Consider the following 19,057-nt stretch of genomic DNA (forward strand, 5'->3'; position numbering starts at 1 on the left):
GTAGTCCTTCTCGATGCGCTCGTACACGTCCTTCGAGTAGCCGACCAGGTCCATCTTGTTGATGGCGACGACCACGCGCTTGATGCCGATCAGCGACACCAGGAAGCTGTGGCGGCGGGTCTGCGTCTGCACGCCGTGGCGCGCATCGACCAGGATGATGGCCAGATCGGCGGTCGAGGCGCCGGTGACCATGTTGCGCGTGTATTGCTCGTGGCCCGGCGTGTCGGCGACGATGAACTTGCGCCGATCGGTCGAGAAGAAGCGGTAGGCGACGTCGATCGTGATGCCCTGTTCGCGCTCCGCGGCCAGACCGTCGACCAGCAGCGCGAAATCGAGGTCGCCGCCCTGGGTGCCCACCTTCTTCGAGTCGGCTTCGAGCGCGGCCAGCTGGTCCTCGAACAGCATTTTCGATTCGTACAGCAGGCGGCCGATCAGCGTGCTCTTGCCGTCATCGACGCTGCCGCAGGTGATGAAGCGCAGCAGGCTCTTGTGCTCGTGCTGCTTAAGGTAGGCGCCGATATCCTGCGAAATGAGGTCGGAAACGTGTGCCATCAGAAATACCCTTCCTGCTTCTTCTTTTCCATCGAACCGGAGGAATCGTGGTCGATCACGCGGCCCTGGCGCTCTGACGTCGTGGTCAGCAGCATTTCCTGGATGATGTCGGTCAGCGTGGCAGCGGTCGATTCGACCGCGCCGGTCAGCGGATAGCAGCCCAACGTGCGGAAGCGGACGCTCCTCATCTGCGGCGTCTCGCCCGGACGCAGCGGCATGCGCTCGTCGTCGACCATGATGAGGGTGCCGTCGCGCTCGACCACCGGCCGCTCGGCCGCGAAGTACAGCGGCACGATGGGGATGTTCTCCAGGTGGATGTATTGCCAGATGTCCAGTTCGGTCCAGTTCGAGATCGGGAACACGCGGATCGATTCGCCCGGATGCTTGCGCGCGTTGTACAGCTTCCACAGCTCGGGGCGCTGGCTCTTCGGGTCCCAGCGATGCTGCGCGGTGCGGAAGGAGAAGATGCGCTCCTTGGCGCGCGACTTTTCCTCGTCGCGGCGGGCACCGCCGAAGGCGGCGTCGAACTTGTACTTGTCCAGCGCCTGCTTCAGACCTTCGGTCTTCCACATGTCGGTATGCAGCGCCGAACCGTGGTCGAACGGATTGATGTTGCGTGCCTTGGCGTCCGGATTGATGTGCACCAGCAGGTCCATGCCGAGCTTGCGCGCCATTGCGTCGCGGAACTCGTACATCGCCTTGAACTTCCAGGTGGTGTCGACGTGCAGCAGCGGAAAGGGCGGGACCGATGGATAGAAGGCCTTGGCGGCGAGGTGCAGCATGACGGCGCTGTCCTTGCCGACCGAATAGAGCATGACCGGGTTTTCGGCCTCGGCCACCACTTCGCGCATGATGTGGATGCTCTCGGCTTCCAGCCGTTGCAGGTGCGTCAATGTACTCATCGTGTTGGGGAACCGGAAGGTGCGGAAATAGCGGGCCGCACGGCGTCGGACAGGCCGCCCGTGCGAAAGGGTCAGGATTTTACCGCGGCGCGGGGGTTCCCGGCGAATGCCGTGCAGCGTCGCCGCGGCCAACCGCCGGAACGCATCGAGCGGCGCCGCTCGGCGCCTCGGTCAGGCGCTCTGCGAGCGGCTGCGCGCGATCATGCCGCGGCGGTCGGGAAAGTTGATCACCACCGACCGGTGACGCCGGTCGGCAAACAGCACGTTGCCGCTGCTCAATGCCTCGGTCAGCACCGGCGCATGCTGCACGACCGAATCGCAAGCCAGGTCGACCAGCTCGTTCTGCACCTGCGACATGATGTGATAGGACTGCCGCGCGTGCTCGGCCATCTCTTCGAGCAAGGCACCGTAAAGCTGCGGCAACTGCCACAGCGCAGACATCGCCTCGGCGACTGTCTGCGGCGGCTCGATGGCCCGCATCTGGGTGGTCAGCGCAGAACTGACCGACTCGGCCTGCAGCTTGAGCAAGCGTTCACCGCCGTCGGCAAGGATATTGACCAGACGCTTCGGCACGTCTGCAGCCACGGTCTCCTGAGCGTCGTACGCAATCTTCACTGTAACCCCCTGATTCGATCCGCCGTGCTGCCATGAAAAGGGAGTCCCCCCGGCAGCACCCACTGCGCACATCATAGGCCGCTCGCGTCCGGATGCATAACCTCGCGCACCGGCCTGGCGGTATCGAGCAGGTCGCCCAGCGTGTGCAGCAGCAGTTCGGCCGGCACCGGCTTGTAGAGGACGGGCAGGCCGCTGTACCGCGCCTGCTGCACGCGATCGGGCGCGGTGTCGCCGGTGATCAGCACCGCCGGCACCGCGCGCCGGAGTGCGGCATGCAGGCCGGCGACGACGGAAACGCCGTCCTCGTCGTTGCGCAGACGGAAGTCGCACACGACGACTTCGATGCGCGCCCCCTCCTCCGCCTCCAGCCGACAGGCGATATCGGTCGCCATCGCCGCACCGTCCGCCAGGTGAACCTCGATGCCCGCGGTGCGCAGCACCGCCGCGGTCGAGGCACGGACAGCCTCCTCGTCGTCGATCACCAGCACGCGGGCCGATTGCAGCACCGGCCATGCACGCGGTGGCGTCTGTTGCGGGGGTGCGGATTCCGCCACCGGCAGAGCTGCGGGTGCTCGCACCCGGAACACGGTGCCGCGGTCCGGCCGCGAATCGACCTCGACCTGCAGCTGCAGCAGCGCCGCCAGCCGGCGCACGATGGCAAGCCCCATGCCCAGCCCTTGCGTGCGATCGCGTTCGCGGTTGCCGACCTGATAGAACTCTTCGAACACGCGCGGCAACTCGGCCGCCTCGATGCCACGCCCGCTGTCCCACACCTCGATCGAAACCTGTCCGCCGCGCCGCCGGGCGCCGACCACGACGCCCCCGCGGGCGGTGAACTTCAGCGCGTTGTGCACCAGATTGCCGAGCAGGCGTTCGAGCAGTTGCGGGTCGGTACGCACCCAGTGACCGCGCGCGCGCAGCCGCAACGAGAGGCCGCGCCCCTCTGCCTCGGCGGCAAAGCTGCGGTCGAGCGCGCGGAACACGTCGGCCAGTGCCACCGGGCGAATGCGTGCCTGCACTACGCCAGCATCCAGTCGCGACACGTCGAGCATTTCGTTGAAAGAGGATTCGAGCGCGGTCACGCAGGACATCAGGTTGCGGGCCAGCGCTTCCTCCGGTCCACCACGCAGACGTGCCGCCAGCGCGCTGCCGAACAGCCCAAGCGAGTGCAGGGGCTGCCGCAGGTCGTGGCTGGCCGCAGCAAAGAAGCGCGTGCGCTCGGCGCTCGCACGCTCGGCAATATCGATCTGCTCGCGCAGCCGTCGCGCCAGCGCCTCCTTTTCGTAGCGACTGCGCAGTGCCTCGGTCAGCAGGCGGTGCTGCTGCAGTCCAAAGGCAAGATTCACGTACAGATAGATCAGCGCGGCCGCCCCCATGAACAGGTGCGCCGTATCGCCCTGCCACAGCATGCGGCTCGACAGGCCGAGGATGGCGGGAATCGGAAAGCTCAGCAGCGCGCGCCGGTGCGGCGCGAGCGAGGCGATCGAGCCCGTGCTCATGCCGAGGATGACCAGCATCATCAGCGCACTCACCAAGGGATCGTCGTCGGGCAGGAACATCCACGGCGCCAGTCCCCAGATCGTCGCATTGACGACCAGCGCATTGCTGTAGTCGATGCCGGCCTGCCTTGGGTCACGCGCCGCCTCCGGCGCGCGCAGGTAGCGCTGGTAACCGACGTAACGCCACAGCTGACACCCGTGCAGCAGAACCGCCCACAACAGCGCGCCGCGATGCCCTGTCTGATACCAGGCGAACATCCAGAAACCGAGCCCGATGAAGAAGGCGCCGATCGCCGCACTGCGGCTCGTGCGCATCATCGAATCGACCTGTTCGCGCAAGATGCGCGCCTCGACCTCGGGCGAGGACAGTGCGCCCGCGTCCACCAATGCGGTCGCCTGCTGCGGCATCAGCGGAACAGGCTGATCAGATGCAGACGGGACTGTGCGTCGAGCTTGAGCATGACGGACGACACCGAATTCTTGACTGTCCCGAGCGCCAGCCCAAGGGCGTCGGCGATCTGCTGGTTGCTGTGGCCGGCGAGTACCAGTTCAAGCACGCGCAACTGCGTCGGATTCAGCGACTCGGTGCCCGGGGTCACACCATAGTCCGCATTCGGCTCACGGCAAGCGTGTGGCAAGGCACCGCCTCGCAGCAGCGTGAGCACCATGTCGAGGATGTCCGCCGAGCGGGCGCTTTTCGGCACATAACCGAGCGCGCCCAAGGCCAGCGCCTGCTCGACGACGACCGGGTCCTCGGTCGCCGAAAAGACGGCCACACGTGCCTCGGGCGCCTCGGCCAGAAAGCGTCTCAGCCCCTGCAGGCCCAGGCTGTCGGGCAGCTTCAGATCGAGCAGGACCAGATCGGGACGATGCGCCGCGAAAGCGGCCAGCGCGCCGCTCAGCGTGCCGGCATCGAGCCAGTCGACGTCGCCCAGTCCTGTCGCCTGCGCACAGGCGCGCAACCCGACGCGGGTCATTTCATGGTCGTCGACGACGAGAACGGTATGCTTCATCCGGGCCGGCCCCCTGTCTGCCGGAGGCCGTGACCGACAGACCGCGATGACGGATTCACGTGCGCATCATGCAATATCAATGAAGCGCGAGTGTGCGAGGCCGGCCGGCGCGCGTCAACGCAGGGCGGAAAAAGAAAAAGCCGATTGCGAAGCAATCGGCTTTTTGGGCTGTGTCCGGTGGTGGAGAGGAGGAGGATCGAACTCCCGACCTTCGCATTGCGAACGCGACGCTCTCCCAGCTGAGCTACCCCCCCAACGGCTGCGGATTATAGGGCCTCGGATGCCGGTTGTGAAGGAACATCGATCAGAATCACGCGGTCGCAGCATCATTACCGGTACGGACTTCAGACACGATGAAAAAAGAGATCGACGGAATGGATCGCAGGCGCTTCATCGGCGGCAGCGCGGCCGGCGCGCTGCTGGTGGCGTCGCCGCTCTGGCTGGCCGGCTGCGCGACAGCGCGGCAGTACGAACAGGCCGAGCACATGGCGGCGCAGCTCGCGGTCGGCGATGAGTGGATGTACGACGAACTGAACGGCTACAACCGCGAGCGGCAAGCCGGGATCCGCTACGTCGTCGAGCAGGCGGACCCGCCGCGCCTGCGCATCGAGGTCGATGGCAAGCCGCTGAGCAGTCTGCGCAGCGGCCAGTTCGAGGAGTACGCGGCGCCCTGGGTGGTCAGCCGCGACACCGTCTATGACCGCGACAACCGTTACGACGCGCCGCTACCGCTGCTTCCGGCGCTGCTCGAACCCGGCGTGCGCGAGGCGTGGCAGTCGATGGTGAGCACCGATCCGAAGGAGCGGCCGCGCCGCTGGCACGTGCAGATCGACACGCTCGGCTACGAACGTGTGACCGTGCCGGCGGGTGAATTCGAAGCCTTGCGCGTACGTCGGCTGATCAAGTTCGAACATCCGGATTTCTTCCGCACGCAGTCTGAACGCGTCGAACACCTGTGGTTCGTACCCGAGGTGAAACGCTGGGTGAAGCGCGAGTGGCGCGGTCAGTACATGCCCAAGCTGCGCAGCCGCCATCCGCTGCTGCGTGAGGACTGGATCGTGTGGGAGCTGACCGGCTTTACTGTGGCGTGATGCCGGCGCCGGCAAGCGCGCGTCCGAGGCGGTCGTTCACGGCGGCCCATTCGGGCGTTTCCGGAATCGCTTCGATCACGATCATCGAACCACCGACCGCGTCCGCGTCACGCATCGCGGCGTAAAGACCCCGCGCGTAACCGGCCGGTTCGGCCGGCAGCATGAACCAGCGATGCGGGCAATCGGACAGCGGCGGCTGGCTGTGTGCGATCACCGCGCAATGGCGCCCGCTGTGGCGGAAGGCGTTCAGGAAGTCGCGCAGCCGCGCTGGCGCGATCTTGCGCATCGCGCTGCGCGGCGCGTAATGCGCGGCGAGCGCACCCGACACCCGCGGTGAGTTCTCGTCGCCCTTGCCCGCGGGCATGCGACCGATCACGGCAGCAATCTGCCCGGCGCTGATGGCGCCCGGCCTGAGGATGCGCGGCGTGTCTCCGGACAGGTCGAGTATGGTCGATTCGATGCCGACCTCGCACGGCCCGCCGTCGAGCACGGTGACCGAATCACCGAACTCGTCGCGCACATGCTGCGCCGTGGTCGGGCTGATGCGACCGAAGCGGTTGGCCGATGGTGCAGCGACGCCGCCGCCGAAGGCGCGCAGCAGCTTCAGCGCCACCGGATGCCCCGGCACGCGCAGCCCCACCGTGTCCTGACCGCCGGTCACCTCGAGCGGTACGTCCTCCTCCCGCTTCAGGATGAGGGTCATCGGTCCTGGCCAGAAGGCCTGCGCAAGCGCAATCGCCTCGCGCGGGATATCGCGCGCCCAGACGGTGATCTGCTCGGCGTCGGGCAGATGCACGATGAGCGGATGGTCGGCCGGCCGCCCCTTTGCCTCGAATATGCGGCGCACCGCCGCCGGATTCATCGCGTCGGCACCCAGCCCATAGACGGTTTCTGTCGGCAGCGCGACCAGTTCGCCGGCGCGCAGCCGGCGCGCTGCGTCGGCGATGTCGGCATCCGACGCACTCATTGCGTCAGCCGGCAATGCCGATGGCGCCGCGCGCATTCATCGCGGTGTCGATGACCGGATCGCCGCTCTCGCCGAGTACGGTGAAGTGGCCCATCTTGCGGCCGGGGCGTGCGTGATGCTTCTGATAGAGGTGCAGCTTCAGACCCGGATGGCGCAGCAGGCGCGACCAGTCGGGTTCGTGCGAGTGGTGGGCGTCCTGCTGGTACCACAGGTCACCGAGCAGATTCACCATGACCGCGCGCGAATGCTGGCGCGCGTCGCCCAGCGGCAGGCCGCACAGGATGCGTACCTGCTGTTCGAACTGATTTGTGACACAGGCATCGATCGTGTAATGGCCGCTGTTGTGCGGCCGCGGCGCCATTTCATTGACCATCAGTCGACCGCCGGCGATGAAGAACTCGACGCCAAGCACGCCGACGTAGCCCAGTTCGGCCGCAATGCCCGCGGCCATTTCGGTCGCTTCTGCCGCCAGGGCACCGCTGATCCGCGCAGGCGCAATGGTCACGTCGAGAATGCCATTGCTGTGGCTGTTCTCGGCCACCGGGAACGGCGCGACACGGCCGGCTGCGTCGCGGGCCAGCACCACCGACACCTCCAGTTCGAGCGCCAGCATCTTCTCCAGCACACAGGCTTCGCGCTTGAAGCTTTCGAAGGCCGCCTTCGCCTCCGCCACATTGCTCACCCTCGCCTGCCCCTTGCCGTCGTAACCGAAGCGCGCCACCTTGAGCACCGCGGGGAACAGCGACGGATCGGCCGCCTCGATGTCGGCCACGCTGCGGATCGCCGCGAACGGGCCGACCGAGAAGCCACGGTCGGACAGGAAGGTCTTTTCAGCGATGCGGTTCTGCGCCACCGCTACACAGGCCGCGTTGGGGCGGGTCGGAATGAATTTGGACAGGTGATCCAGCGTGTCCGCCGGCACGTTCTCGAACTCCGTGGTCACCGCAGCGCAGGTCTGCGCCAGTCGTTCCAGCGCCTGCATGTCGTCGTAGGCAGCGCACAGGTGCTCGTCGGCCGCCTTGCCGGCCGGGCTGTTGCGGTCCGGGTCGAGCACGACGACGCGATAGCCCATTTCGTGCGCAGCCAGCACGAAGAAGCGGCCGAGCTGACCGCCGCCGAGCATGCCGAGGGTTGCGGGAGGAAGAATCATCTGCAATGGCTCCGAAAGATCCGGCTCAACTTCTCGTGACCGCGGACGGATGCGGATGTGGCGGATGAACGCGGATTAAAACCTGAAAATGGATGCAGCGGACGGCAGACGCAGCGACGGCGGTCAGCCTTCGAGCTTCATGTCCAGCACGGTCTGCGCCTGCCGGGCGCGGAAGTCCTCGAGCGCCTGCGCAAGCGATGCATCTTCGCCCGCCAGCAAGGCCACCGCAAACAGCCCGGCGTTGGCTGCACCCGCCTCGCCGATGGCGAAGGTGGCGACCGGAATGCCCTTAGGCATCTGCACGATGGACAGCAGCGAATCCATGCCGTTGAGCGCCCGCGACTGCACCGGCACACCGAGCACCGGCACCGTGGTCTTGGCCGCCAGCATGCCTGGCAGATGGGCAGCGCCACCGGCACCGGCGATGATGGCGCGCAGACCACGGCTGCGCGCCTCTTCAGCGTACGAGAACAGCAGGTCGGGGGTGCGGTGCGCCGACACGACGCGCGCCTCGAACGGCACGCCGAACTGTTCCAGCATGGCGCAGGCGGCGCGCATGGTGTCCCAGTCGGAGTTCGATCCCATCACGACGCCAACCAGCGGCGTGCGGGCGTGGTCTTCAGCACTCATCGGCTTCATCCTTCGCCGGCCTCGTCGGCCCGGAAAAAGGCGCGGATTCTACACCCGCGCGACAGCGAATCGACAAACATGGAAAAAACGAAAGGGGCACCGATTGCCCGGTGCCCCTCTGGGGCCTGGTCGACCCTCTGTGCTTCAGCCTGCGTCAGCGATCAGTCCGCACGACGCGCGCGGTCGCTGCGGCCGGAACTGTTGCCACGCCAGCCGCCCTCGCTGCGCGGCGCACCGCCACCCGGACGACGCGGGCCGTTGCCCGGCTTGTTGCCCCAGCTGCCCGGACGACCGGTGCCGGTGCGCGGGCCGCGCGGAGCGGACGTACGCGGCTGCACACGCGGCTCCAGACCCGGAATGGTGTGCACCGGGATGGTGTGACGGATGAAGCGTTCGATCGTCTTGACGCGACGCACGTCGTCGCCGGACGCCAGGCTGACCGCGATGCCGCTGCGGCCGGCACGACCGGTACGGCCGATGCGGTGCACATAGTCTTCCGCCGACTTCGGCAGATCGAAGTTGATCACGTGGCTGATGCCGGCCACGTCGATGCCGCGGGCGGCAACGTCGGTGGCGACCAGCACGCGCAGCGCGCCGCGGCGCAGGTGGCCCAGCGTGCGATTGCGTTCGCCCTGGTGCATGTCACCGTGCAGTGCCGCAGCCAGGAAGCCGTTCTCGCCGAGCTGCTCGGCGATCTGGTCGGCGTCGCGCTTGGTGGCGGTGAACACGATGGCTTGTTCGACGCCCTCGTCACGCAGCAGGTGGTCGAGCAGGCGCTGCTTGTGGCCCATGCCGTCGGCGAACAGCAGGCGCTGTTCGATGTTCTCGTGCTGGGCGGCGGTTGCCTGGATTTCGATGCGCTGTGCGTCCTTGGTCAGGCGCTCGGCCAGACGGCAGACGCGCGGCTCGAAGGTGGCCGAGAACAGCAGGGTCTGACGGCTCTGCGGCAGGCGGTCGACGATGGCTTCGATGTCCTCGATGAAACCCATGTCCAGCATGCGGTCGGCTTCGTCGAGCACCAGCATTTCCAGACGGCCGAAATCGATGCGGCCGCTGTCCATCTGGTCGATCAGACGACCCGGCGTGGCGACCAGCACTTCATAGGGCTGGGCCAGCAGCTTGTTCTGCATCACGTAGGAGGTACCACCGACCACGCTGACCGCCTTGGCGTAGCGCAGGCCACGGCCATACTTGCGGCAGGCGTCGGTGACCTGGATGGCCAGTTCGCGCGTCGGCGTCAGCACCAGGATGCGCGGGCCGCGGGCCTTGACGGCCGAGTCCTGCGTCAGGCGGTTCAGCGCCGGCCACATGAAGGCCGCGGTCTTGCCCGAACCGGTCTGCGAGGACACCATCAGGTCACGACCGGCCAGAGCGGCGGGGACGGCCTTTTCCTGCACGGCGGTGGGATTGGGGTAACCGGCCTCGACGATTGCGCCAAGAAGGGATTCGTTAAGACCGAGTTCTGAGAATTCCATGTATTTTTTCCACACAATGGCTACCCGCCGCGCTGCGACAAGCAGTGCGGAAGGAGCGGGTTGGTCGGGCGAAATCCCGACGTTCTATCGGCACTAACCGATCAACCACGCTTGACCAAACAGGCGGGAGAAAAAGACAGGCCAGGGACGATAACTTTCTCGTGCCAGCGCCGGACCAAACCGGGAATGCGTCGCCAGGAGCAGACGCGGGGAAAGCACGAAGGCGCGAACTTTACAGACGGGCATGTATGTTTGCAAGCTCTTTTTCGCATTGCAACAATCGACCTCCAACCCGGCATCGAAAAAAATCGCGTCCGACTGCATCCGTGTGGGCGACTCGGGGGTAAGCCGTGAGAAGCTGGCGCCGGCTCACGGCAGCGGTGCTCGGCGATCCTTCACCCGTTCAAGGCAGAACCATGACAAGCACCACGGACGATTTCGATTTCGAGGCGGCGCTCGGCGCCTGTGCCGCCGGCGAGCGCAGCGCCCTGCGCCGCATATACGAGCGTGAGGGCGGCCGCCTGATGGGCGTGGCCCTGCGCATCGTGCGCCGTCGCGACGTCGCCGAGGACGTCGTGCACGATGCCTTCGTGCGCATCTGGGAAAAGGCGTCCAGTTTCGACGCCAGCCGCGGCAGCGCGCGCGGCTGGATCTACAGCATCGTGCGCCACGGCGCGCTGAACCACATTCGCGACCACGCGCGCGAGGTGCCGGCCGACGAATCGCTGACCGACAACTTCGAGCACGAAACCTCCTCCAGCGTGCCGGACCCTTACCAGCAGGTACTGCTGTCCTCGGAGGCCGGCATGCTCTACGACTGCCTTGGACGGCTCGACGCCGCGAAGCGCTCCAGCATCCTGCTCGCCTACCTCGAAGGCTGCACCCATACCGAAATCGCCGACCGGCTGGCCACGCCGCTCGGCACGATCAAAGCCTGGATACGCCGCGGCCTGCAGGCACTGAAGGAGTGCCTCGCATGATCCAGACCCCCGAAGACATCGCCGGCCTCTATGTGCTGGGCCTGCTCGACGCGGCCCGCCGCAATGAGGTCGAGCGCGACATGGAGAACGACACCACGCTGCATGCACGCGTCGCCGATTGGGAGGAGCGGCTTCTGCCGCTGACACGCATGGTCGAACCGGAACCGCTGCCACCCGGGCTGTGGTCGCGCATCGAACGCAGCCTGTGGCCGGCGCCGCGCGCGAGCGCGGCATCGGCGCCCTCCTCTCTTTTCAGCCGGCTGTGGGACAGCCTCGCGTTCTGGCGCTCGCTGGCCGCCACCGGCTTCGCCGCCGCCATGCTGCTCGCCGTCGTGGGTCTGCCCGGCACGCAGCAGGCCGGCGAACCCAAGTTCATGGTGGTTCTGGTGGCGCCGGACGACAAGGCGCCGGGCTGGGTGGTGCAGGCCAGCACCGAACAGTCGCTCAAGCTCATCCCGCTTGGCGTGACCGAGGTGCCGCAGGCCAAGGCGCTGCAGTTCTGGACCAAGGGCGACAAATGGAAGGGGCCGGTCTCGCTGGGCCTGGTGCAGCCGGGCCGCCCGCTCGACGTGCAGATGAAGGAACTGCCGCCGCTGGAGCCCAATCAGCTGTTCGAAATCACGCTTGAACCCGAATACGGTTCGCCGATCGGTCGCCCGACCGGCCCCATCCTGTACATCGGGCGCGCGGTGAAGGTGATGTGACCTCTGCGGCCAGGCCGCTACCGGCCTGACACCGGTCTGGATCGGGGCCTGCGGTCGGCAGCGGCCGTTCCCACCAAAGCGGTTTACGACCGCTCACAGAGCGGAAATTCTGTGAGCGGCCCTTGCCGCCGTTTTCGATGCAGGCTCCCGTCGGGGTCGGAAGACCCCTCCCACAGAACCTCGCCCCCGCTCGAGCCGTGGATATGGCGCAAGCCCCCTGTGGGCGGGGTCCTCTGACCGCGACGGCGGCGGTGGGCCGTGCGCCTCGGCGTGACATCGACGGTTACTGCCACATGCTCTCAGAGACCTGTCCTGACCATCTCCGGAGCCGTGGTCCTCGCTGGCGCGCGCTTCCGTCAGTGTCCCTTGGCGTGAACCTCGCGCGCGCGCTCGACCAGCGCATCGAGGCCGAATTTCTTCAGCTTGAGGTAGAGCGTGCTCTTGGCGATGCCGAGCGAGCGCGCGGCCAGTGCCATATTGCCGTGGCTGCCATCGATGGCACCAAGGATGGCGTCGCGCTCGGCTTCTTCGAGCCGCCGGTTCTCGCGCGTTTCGCCGCCGAAGACCATGCCGTGATCGGTGGCCAGCGGCGCGTCGAACAACTGGATGCCACGCGGCGCTTCGGGTGTCATCAGCGCACGCGGACGCTCGCCGGTCAGCAGCATCGATTCGAGGATGTTGCGCAGTTCGCGCACATTGCCCGGCCACGAGTAGGAAGACAGCTCGCTGATTTCGGATGCGGTGAGCTGCGGCACCGGCACGCCGTGGTGCGCCGCCAGCTTCTCCATCAGCGCGCGCGACAGCACCGGGATGTCACCCAGCCGCTCGCGGAGCGGCGGGATGCGCACGCTGGTCACCGCGACCCGGTAGTAGAGGTCCATGCGGAAGCGGCCATCGGTGACTTCCTTGCGCAGATCGCGATTGGTCGCCGCGATCAGCCGGAATTTCACCTTGCGCGGCGTGTTCTCGCCGAGGCGGTAGATCTCGCCCTCCTCCAGCACGCGCAGCAGGTGCGGTTGCATGTCGAGCGGCATTTCGCCCAGTTCGTCGAGGAATAGCGTGCCGCCGTTGGCCGCTTCGATCTTGCCCATCATGCCGCCGCGCCGCGCACCGGTGAATGAGCCCTCGGCGTAGCCGAACAGCTCGGTCGCCAGCAGCTCGCGCGACAGGCCGCCGCAATTCACCGCGACAAAGGGCGCCGCCTTCGCACTGCCGCAGTCATGGATGCCCTTGGCGAACACCTCCTTGCCGACGCCGGTCTCGCCGAGCAGCAGCACCGGCACGTTGGAACGCGACAGGTGACGGGCGCGTTCGACCGCTTCCATCAGTACCGGGTCCTTGCCGACCACGCAGTCGAGCTTGCTCGGCTCGTGCGCTGCGCTGGTGGCGCCGACCGGCATCGTCGTGCCCTGCACCGAACGCGGCTTGAAGATCGGAATCGTGAGCAGGGTGCCGATGCGCTGTCCGTTGTCCAGAACCGGTTCCAGCCATTCCGGCGCAATCCAGCCCTGCAGGCCGGCCGGCAGCCCGTCGTCGGTGGCGTGACCCAGCGTAAGCGATGCGATGTCGAGTTTGCGCGAACCGATGCGGCCCTCGGACAGCTGGTTCAGCGCCTGTTCGGCGCGCTCGTTGGCCTTGACCGGATTGCCGCGGCGGTCGAACACGATGACGCCGTCCGAGGTCGAGTGGGTGAGCCGGTGCATGCAGCGCTCGAGCAGGCGGAAGCGGATGCCCATCTCGTGCTTGGCCAGACGACCTTCGATCTTGCTGGCGGTGGCGACCACCAGCGCCAGGCTGTGCTTGTTGTACGTCTGCTGCAGGCCCGACACGTCTATCGCGCCGAGCACGCTGTTGTCGTAGGGGTCAAGGATGACGGTGGACGAACAGGTCCAGCGCTTGATGCCGGCACAGTAGTGTTCGGCGGAATGGATCTGCACCGGGTGGCGCACCGCGATGGCGGTGCCTATCGCGTTGGTGCCGCAGGCCGTCTCGCTCCAGCTCGCCCCCGGCATCATGTTCATCATCGCGCCTTCGTCGCGCGTGGCCGGGTCGCCTTCGAGGCTGAGTATGGTGCCGCTATGGTCGGTCAGCACCATGATGGTTCCGGTTTCGGCGAGGAAGTCGCGCGCCATCGCCATCACCGGCGTGCTGGCGGTGAGCAGGTCTCCGTGCTTCTGCTGCAGCGAATAGAGCGAGTTCTCGCTCAGTGGCGGCGGCGCCTGGTACTTGCCGGGATCGACGTGGGCGTTGAGGCAGCGGCGCCACGAGTCGTCAATCAGGCGGCGCAGGGCGTCGGAACTGCATTCCTCGCCGTTGAGCAGTCGCTCCCAGTGGTTCATCACGTCCCGGTCTCGCTCCGGGCGCGAAAACATCTGGCTTTGATCGTCGTCCCGCAATTCCATGGCCACCTCCTGTTTGTAGTGGAGGTAGACAGGCTGCGAGGCACCACGGACGTGATGCATGCAGCACCCGACTCCTCCGATACCGGCGTAGCGATCCGCTTCGAGGCGCATCGTCTCGCAGGCTTGTTTGAAAACCATGTTGCACCGGCAGCCGCGGAATGTCAGCCGCCGGGTGAATCTTCAAGGCGCAGGCCGGGCGCCACCCGGCCAATCAAATCAGGTTAGCTCAATTCTCGTACAACTCCAGTGCGATCGCAGTGGCTTCGCCGCCACCGATGCACAGGCTGGCGATGCCGCGCCGGCCGCCGCTGCGTCGCAGCGCGCCGATCAGCGTCACCAGCAGCCGCGCGCCGGTGGCGCCGATCGGGTGACCGAGCGCACAGGCGCCGCCATGGACATTCACCGTATCCGGATCGAGGCCGAGGTCACGGATCGCGGCCAGCGTCACGACGGCGAAGGCTTCGTTGATCTCATACAGGTCGACATCGGCTTTCGACCAACCGGCGCGTTCCAGCACCTTGCGGATCGAATCGACCGGTGCCATCGGAAAGCGCGCCGGTGCGCCGGCGTGACCGGCGTGGGCGACTATCGTGGCCAGCGGCGTCAGGCCGCGCGACCTGGCGGTGGATGTACGCATCAGCACCAGCGCCGCGGCACCGTCGGAAATCGAACTCGAGTTGGCGGCCGTGACCGTGCCGTCCTTGCGGAAGGCGGGCTTCAGGGACGGAATCTTCTCCGGCTTCGCCGTCTGCGGCTGCTCGTCGCGCACCACGCTGGCGCGTGAGTCGCCGCGACCGATCACTTCGACCGGCGCGATCTCCCAGTCGAAGGCGCCACTCGCATCGGCTTCCAGCGAGCGGTTCAGCGAGCGCAGCGCCCAGGCGTCCTGGTCGGCGCGGCTGAAACCATATTCCTCGGCGCAGCGCTCGGCGAAAACGCCCATCAGCGTGCCGCGCTCGTCGTAGGCGTCTTCCAGCCCATCGAGAAACATGTGGTCGATCACGCGGTCGTGACCGAGTCGGTAGCCGGCCCGGGCACGGGCCAGCAGATAGGGGGCGTTGCTCATCGATTCCATGCCGCCCGCGACGACGATGCCGGCCGAGCCTGCGCGCACTGCGTCGTGCGCCAGCATGACCGCCTTCATGCCCGAGCCGCACACCTTGCTGACGGTGGTACAGGCGGTGGATGCCGGCAGGCCGCCGCGGAGGGCTGCCTGTCGGGCCGGCGCCTGACCGATGCCGGCCGGCAGCACGCAGCCCATATAGGCCTCATCGATGTCGTGGGCACTGATGCCGGCACGCTGCACGGCGGCGGCGATTGCCGTTGCGCCGAGCTGAGGCGCGGTCAGCGCCGAAAGGTTGCCGAGAAATCCGCCCAGCGGAGTGCGGCTGACCGACACGACGACTACGGGATCTGACACTTGATTCACTCGATGCTCCTTCGCGGAAGGCGGCAACCGTCGGGCCGCTGCGCGTCCGCGTGTCACGTAATTGCAATTAGCGGGCCAGTTTCGATGAATTGAAAAACGTCTTTTTTTCAATCACCTGACTCGATTTCTTGAGAGTCGACGACATGGGGCGTCCGAAAGCCGTACGGCGCGTACTGCGACCGTCCGGCTTTCGGACGTCCGATCGTCCGACCTTCAGACGCGGGCGGCGCGCAGGCCGATCACCTCGTCGATCGAACGCGGGTTCTCCATCGACGACAGGTCGCCCATCGGTCGCCCGATGTAGGCGTTGCGCACGACGCGGCGCAGGATCTTGCCGTTGCGCGTCTTCGGGATCTGCGTCAGCGCGTGAATGCGGGCCGGGCGCAACGGCTTGCCGAGCAGCCGGGCGACGTGGTCCGACAGCTCGGTTTCCCACACGCTCCAGCCCTCCTGCCCGCTGCGCTTGTCGTGCAGCGTGACGAAGCACACCACCGCCTCGCCCTTGATCGGGTCGGGCACACCGACCGCCACCGCCTCGGCCACCAGCGGGTGCGACACCAGCGCCGACTCGAACTCGGTCGGACCGAGCCGCTTGCCCGCCACCTTGATGGTGTCGTCGCTGCGGCCGTGCACGAACCAGTAGCCGTCGCTGTCTATGCTGGCCCAGTCGCCATGTACCCACAGCCCGGGCAGCGCCGACCAGTAGGTGTCCTCGTAACGCTCGGGGTCGTTCCAGAAGCCCTGGGTCATGCCGGGCCACGGCTGGCGCAGCACCAGTTCGCCGACGCTGCCGCGCACCGGCTTGCCTTCGGCATCGACGACGTCCGCCGCCATGCCGGGGATCGGTCCGTTGAAGCCGCAGGCGGTCTGCGGCAGACCGGGGAAACAGGCGAGGATGCCGCCGCCGATCTCGGTCCCCCCCGAGTAATTGACGATGGGACGACGACTCTGACCGACCGTTTCGAACAGCCACAGCCACGGTGTCTCGTTCCACGCCTCGCCGGTCGAGCCGAACACGCGCACGGTGTCGAGCGATCCGCTCTGCGGCACGGCGTCGCGGCTGCCCATCAGCAGGCGTACCAGCGTCGGCGACAGGCCGAGGTGGGTGACGCCGTGCCGCTGCACGATGCGCCACAGCCGGCCGGCGTCCGGGTAGTCAGGCGTGCCTTCGCACAGCACGATGGTGGCGCCCAGCAGCAGCGCGCCGAACACCATCCATGGGCCCATCAGCCAGCCCATGTCGGTCACCCACATCAGGGTGTCGTCCTCGCGCAGATCGAAGGCCATCACCATGTCCTGCGCCGCCTTGAGCGGGAAGCCGCCGTGCGTGTGCACCACACCCTTGGGCTTGCCGGTGGTACCGGACGTGTACACCAGCATCAACGGGTCGGAGGCACCGAAGGACTCAGCCGCGGACGGATCCGCCGGGGTGGCCGCAAGCGTCGCGTAATCGCACAGATCGTAGTGGCCGCCATGCTCGCTGCCGGCGTACGGTCCGTTGCCCAGGCGGTCGACCACCACCACGTGCTGCACCGATTCGCAGGCATCGGCCGCGGCCAGCGCGTCGGCCAGCATGCGCACCGGCTTGCCGCGGCGGAAGTAGCCGTTTGCGCACACCAGCACGGTGGCTGCGGCGTCCTGCACGCGCTGTACGACCGAGTCGGCGGAGTAGCCGGAGAACATCGGCACCGAAATGGCGCCAATCTTTGCCGCGGCGAGCAGGATGACGGCGGCCTCCGGCACCATGGGCAGATAGATCGCGATACGGCTGCCCTCGCCTGCGCCCAGCGCACGCAGCCCCGCCGCCACGCCGTCGACTTCGCGTGCCAGCTCCGCGTAGGTGATGCGTCGCTCTTCGCCCGCGTCGCCTTCCCAGCGGACAGCCACCTTGTCCGGGTGGCGGCGCGCGTGCTTGCCGACAATGTTGTCGACCAGATCGAGCCGGCCGCCGACGAACCAGCGCGGCCACATGATGCCGTCGCTCATGTCCAGCGTCTGCGTGTAGGGCGTGCTCCATTCGAGCCCCACCTCGGCCACGACGCGGTCCCAGAAGACCGGCGCATCGCGCTCGGCGTCCTCCTGCAGCTGATCGAGCGAGCCGTAGCCATGACGTTCAATGAAACGGGCAAGCCGCGTGCCCTTCCACTCGTATCCAGATGGCGTGAATACCTTCATGATCGAATCCTGTTCTCTTTATGCCGGCCCGCTCCGCACCCGGTTTCCGCGGCGAAAAAAGCCCGACCCCGCGCTGCACAGGGTCGGGCGAACATGCCGGGAGGAGGTTCCAGCAATGCGTTCAACTGCGCTTACTTGCCCGTACCCGTTGCCACTTCTTCGAGCACGTTCAGCGATACGTCGGTTTCCTTGACGCCCTTCGGGTTGGACTTCATGTTCGACGACCAGTTGGTTGCGTGGCCGCGCTTGACGTCGATGATGTGGCCGATGACAGGCATGACCGCCTTGTAGCCGTCGTCGCCGATGTCAGGCCGGTTCTGGAAGATGAACATCTTCCAGAACTCGCCCTTGCGGTCTTCCGCATAGCCGAGGTAGGGACGCGGGAAGTCCACTTCCATGTACACCACCTTCTTGCTGTACGGATGCTCGTCCGGCGGGATGCCCTCGACCACGTACACCTCGCGCGGCTCCCAGCCGATGTCCTTGGCCGGGTTGAAGTACGGCGCCTCGCTCATGTTGATGCGCGGGAAGCGCTTCTGCGGCTCGGTGTAGGGCTGCGATACATCGACGCTCATCTCGGGGCTGTGCGCGATGGCCAGCACCCAGCGCTTCTCGATCAGCTTGTTCGACTTGTACTTGGTGGGCGCGGCGTCCCAGATGTCCCAGTCGTCGTACAGCTGGTCGGTACCGCCGATCGGATCCATCCACGCGCCACCCGACAGACGGCGTACGCGGCGCACCGACTTCAGGTAGGCGTAGGAGTCGTCCGGCTTCTTCGAATCGGCCTGGTTGTAGCGGACCGAGAAGGTGCCGAGGCCACGGATGTCCTGCGGGTAGTGGGCGACGAAGTAGGTCTTCTGCGCGATGGTGCCGTCGCCGACCGTGATCGGACCGCCATCCAGCCGGCCTTCCATGTAGTAGCGGCGGGACTGGAAGGCCTGCACGCGCTCATAGCCCTTCTTCGCGTCGAGGAAGGCCCAGGCGATGTCGCGCAGGTCCATCGTCGCGCCGTAGGTGGCAGCGCGCAGGTTCCAGATCACCTTGTCGCCGGCGTGCGGATCGTCCATCTTGATCGTTTCCGGCGGGAACATCATGCCGGCCTGCCAGCCCGAAACGGTGCGGTCCGCCGGATTGAACTTGACGGTGCCGACGTTCTTCTTCGACCACTCGACATACTTCGGATCCATCTCGATCTTCTTCGAGTTGGCGAGCTTGATGGTCAGGTTGTAGTTCTTGATCATCCACTCCAGCTTCTCCGGCACCATCGAGGCGATCGTCTTCTTCTCGAAGGTGTCGTTCTTGATGCTGTCGTAGTTGCTCTTGTCGATGATGAAGCCGGCTTCCAGCTCCTTGGCGTTGATCTGACCGGCGGCCAGACCGAGCACCAGTGCGAGCGCACCGGCGACACCCGTGCGTCGCGCGCGACCGGCCGGGATATGTGTGTTGAGCGTGTACATCTGTCTTCCTCCTTTG

16 protein-coding genes and 1 tRNA gene are annotated in these 19,057 nt (G+C 66.6%); 3 read left to right on the top strand and 14 right to left on the bottom strand.

Annotated elements, in window-relative coordinates; genetic code table 11:
• From AC51BJ_RS02860 to AC51BJ_RS02885, 6 genes are all read right to left on the bottom strand, one after another.
• A partial coding sequence (locus tag AC51BJ_RS02860; RefSeq protein WP_496279276.1) for a GTP-binding protein occupies positions 1 to 552 on the bottom strand: 552 nt, incomplete at its 3' end.
• Entirely contained in the window at positions 552 to 1,454 is a 903-nt protein-coding gene (gene cysD, locus AC51BJ_RS02865; protein ID WP_496279277.1) for a sulfate adenylyltransferase subunit CysD, read from the bottom strand. The genes AC51BJ_RS02860 and cysD, both read right to left, overlap by 1 nt.
• Before the next feature lie 171 nt (positions 1,455 to 1,625).
• Entirely contained in the window at positions 1,626 to 2,039 is a 414-nt protein-coding gene (locus tag AC51BJ_RS02870; protein ID WP_496279278.1) for a phasin family protein, read from the bottom strand.
• A gap of 101 nt (positions 2,040 to 2,140) precedes the next feature.
• Positions 2,141 to 3,976 carry a sensor histidine kinase gene (locus AC51BJ_RS02875; RefSeq protein WP_496279279.1) on the bottom strand — a complete coding sequence of 612 codons (1,836 nt, stop codon included), beginning with the start codon at positions 3,974 to 3,976 and terminating at the stop codon, positions 2,141 to 2,143.
• Positions 3,976 to 4,581, bottom strand: coding sequence for a response regulator transcription factor (locus AC51BJ_RS02880; RefSeq protein WP_496279280.1), 606 nt, complete (start codon positions 4,579 to 4,581; stop codon positions 3,976 to 3,978). The genes AC51BJ_RS02875 and AC51BJ_RS02880 overlap by 1 nt, the downstream gene beginning before the upstream one ends.
• Before the next feature lie 178 nt (positions 4,582 to 4,759).
• Positions 4,760 to 4,835 (bottom strand) — tRNA-Ala (locus AC51BJ_RS02885).
• A gap of 120 nt (positions 4,836 to 4,955) precedes the next feature.
• Here AC51BJ_RS02885 and AC51BJ_RS02890 point away from each other — a divergent pair.
• Positions 4,956 to 5,672 carry a DUF3108 domain-containing protein gene (locus AC51BJ_RS02890; RefSeq protein ID WP_430434144.1) on the top strand — a complete coding sequence of 239 codons (717 nt, stop codon included), beginning with the start codon at positions 4,956 to 4,958 and terminating at the stop codon, positions 5,670 to 5,672.
• Here the strand turns inward: AC51BJ_RS02890 and AC51BJ_RS02895 are convergent.
• The 4 genes from AC51BJ_RS02895 to AC51BJ_RS02910 form a co-directional block, all read right to left on the bottom strand.
• Positions 5,659 to 6,639, bottom strand: a complete 981-nt coding sequence (locus tag AC51BJ_RS02895) for an L-threonylcarbamoyladenylate synthase (protein WP_496279281.1) — start codon at positions 6,637 to 6,639, stop codon at positions 5,659 to 5,661. The genes AC51BJ_RS02890 and AC51BJ_RS02895 overlap by 14 nt on opposite strands.
• A gap of 4 nt (positions 6,640 to 6,643) precedes the next feature.
• Entirely contained in the window at positions 6,644 to 7,789 is a 1,146-nt protein-coding gene (locus tag AC51BJ_RS02900; RefSeq protein ID WP_496279282.1) for a 5-(carboxyamino)imidazole ribonucleotide synthase, read from the bottom strand.
• 123 nt (positions 7,790 to 7,912) lie between these two features.
• Entirely contained in the window at positions 7,913 to 8,419 is a 507-nt protein-coding gene (purE, locus tag AC51BJ_RS02905) for a 5-(carboxyamino)imidazole ribonucleotide mutase (RefSeq protein ID WP_020164837.1), read from the bottom strand.
• 161 nt (positions 8,420 to 8,580) lie between these two features.
• Positions 8,581 to 9,894: a DEAD/DEAH box helicase gene (locus tag AC51BJ_RS02910; RefSeq protein ID WP_019918114.1), complete on the bottom strand. Its 1,314-nt coding sequence runs from the start codon at positions 9,892 to 9,894 to the stop codon at positions 8,581 to 8,583.
• A gap of 416 nt (positions 9,895 to 10,310) precedes the next feature.
• Here AC51BJ_RS02910 and AC51BJ_RS02915 point away from each other — a divergent pair, with 416 nt between their 5' ends.
• Both AC51BJ_RS02915 and AC51BJ_RS02920 read left to right on the top strand, forming a co-directional pair.
• Positions 10,311 to 10,874: a sigma-70 family RNA polymerase sigma factor gene (locus AC51BJ_RS02915; protein ID WP_019918113.1), complete on the top strand. Its 564-nt coding sequence runs from the start codon at positions 10,311 to 10,313 to the stop codon at positions 10,872 to 10,874.
• The gene (locus AC51BJ_RS02920; protein ID WP_496279283.1) at positions 10,871 to 11,578 is read left to right on the top strand and encodes an anti-sigma factor; all 708 of its coding nucleotides are present in this window, start codon (positions 10,871 to 10,873) and stop codon (positions 11,576 to 11,578) included. The genes AC51BJ_RS02915 and AC51BJ_RS02920 overlap by 4 nt, the downstream gene beginning before the upstream one ends.
• A 356-nt stretch (positions 11,579 to 11,934) precedes the next feature.
• Here AC51BJ_RS02920 and AC51BJ_RS02925 read toward each other — a convergent pair whose 3' ends face one another.
• The 4 genes from AC51BJ_RS02925 to AC51BJ_RS02940 all read right to left on the bottom strand — a co-directional run bounded on the left by AC51BJ_RS02925 (position 11,935) and on the right by AC51BJ_RS02940 (position 19,041).
• On the bottom strand, positions 11,935 to 13,917 hold the full coding sequence (locus AC51BJ_RS02925; protein ID WP_496279375.1) for a sigma-54-dependent Fis family transcriptional regulator: 1,983 nt from the start codon (positions 13,915 to 13,917) through the stop codon (positions 11,935 to 11,937).
• 289 nt (positions 13,918 to 14,206) lie between these two features.
• Positions 14,207 to 15,409: an acetyl-CoA C-acyltransferase gene (locus tag AC51BJ_RS02930; protein WP_024300416.1), complete on the bottom strand. Its 1,203-nt coding sequence runs from the start codon at positions 15,407 to 15,409 to the stop codon at positions 14,207 to 14,209.
• Between the two features lie 213 nt (positions 15,410 to 15,622).
• Positions 15,623 to 17,584: an AMP-binding protein gene (locus tag AC51BJ_RS02935; RefSeq protein ID WP_496279284.1), complete on the bottom strand. Its 1,962-nt coding sequence runs from the start codon at positions 17,582 to 17,584 to the stop codon at positions 15,623 to 15,625.
• A gap of 131 nt (positions 17,585 to 17,715) precedes the next feature.
• Positions 17,716 to 19,041 (bottom strand): DUF1329 domain-containing protein, encoded by a 1,326-nt coding sequence (locus tag AC51BJ_RS02940; RefSeq protein ID WP_296811760.1) that lies wholly within the window; start codon positions 19,039 to 19,041, stop codon positions 17,716 to 17,718.
• Positions 19,042 to 19,057: the final 16 nt, after the last annotated feature.

Source organism: Methyloversatilis sp. S146-33, from assembly GCF_059552495.1.

Coding starts and splice junctions, on each gene's coding strand:
- AC51BJ_RS02895 (WP_496279281.1), bottom strand. CDS start 6,639: ATGAGTGCGTCGGATGCCGACATCGCCGACGCAGCGCGCCGGCTGCGC.
- AC51BJ_RS02900 (WP_496279282.1), bottom strand. CDS start 7,789: ATGATTCTTCCTCCCGCAACCCTCGGCATGCTCGGCGGCGGTCAGCTC.
- AC51BJ_RS02935 (WP_496279284.1), bottom strand. CDS start 17,584: ATGAAGGTATTCACGCCATCTGGATACGAGTGGAAGGGCACGCGGCTT.
- AC51BJ_RS02920 (WP_496279283.1), top strand. CDS start 10,871: ATGATCCAGACCCCCGAAGACATCGCCGGCCTCTATGTGCTGGGCCTG.
- cysD (WP_496279277.1), bottom strand. CDS start 1,454: ATGAGTACATTGACGCACCTGCAACGGCTGGAAGCCGAGAGCATCCAC.
- purE (WP_020164837.1), bottom strand. CDS start 8,419: ATGAGTGCTGAAGACCACGCCCGCACGCCGCTGGTTGGCGTCGTGATG.
- AC51BJ_RS02910 (WP_019918114.1), bottom strand. CDS start 9,894: ATGGAATTCTCAGAACTCGGTCTTAACGAATCCCTTCTTGGCGCAATC.
- AC51BJ_RS02940 (WP_296811760.1), bottom strand. CDS start 19,041: ATGTACACGCTCAACACACATATCCCGGCCGGTCGCGCGCGACGCACG.
- AC51BJ_RS02875 (WP_496279279.1), bottom strand. CDS start 3,976: ATGCCGCAGCAGGCGACCGCATTGGTGGACGCGGGCGCACTGTCCTCG.
- AC51BJ_RS02880 (WP_496279280.1), bottom strand. CDS start 4,581: ATGAAGCATACCGTTCTCGTCGTCGACGACCATGAAATGACCCGCGTC.
- AC51BJ_RS02925 (WP_496279375.1), bottom strand. CDS start 13,917: ATGAACCACTGGGAGCGACTGCTCAACGGCGAGGAATGCAGTTCCGAC.
- AC51BJ_RS02915 (WP_019918113.1), top strand. CDS start 10,311: ATGACAAGCACCACGGACGATTTCGATTTCGAGGCGGCGCTCGGCGCC.
- AC51BJ_RS02890 (WP_430434144.1), top strand. CDS start 4,956: ATGGATCGCAGGCGCTTCATCGGCGGCAGCGCGGCCGGCGCGCTGCTG.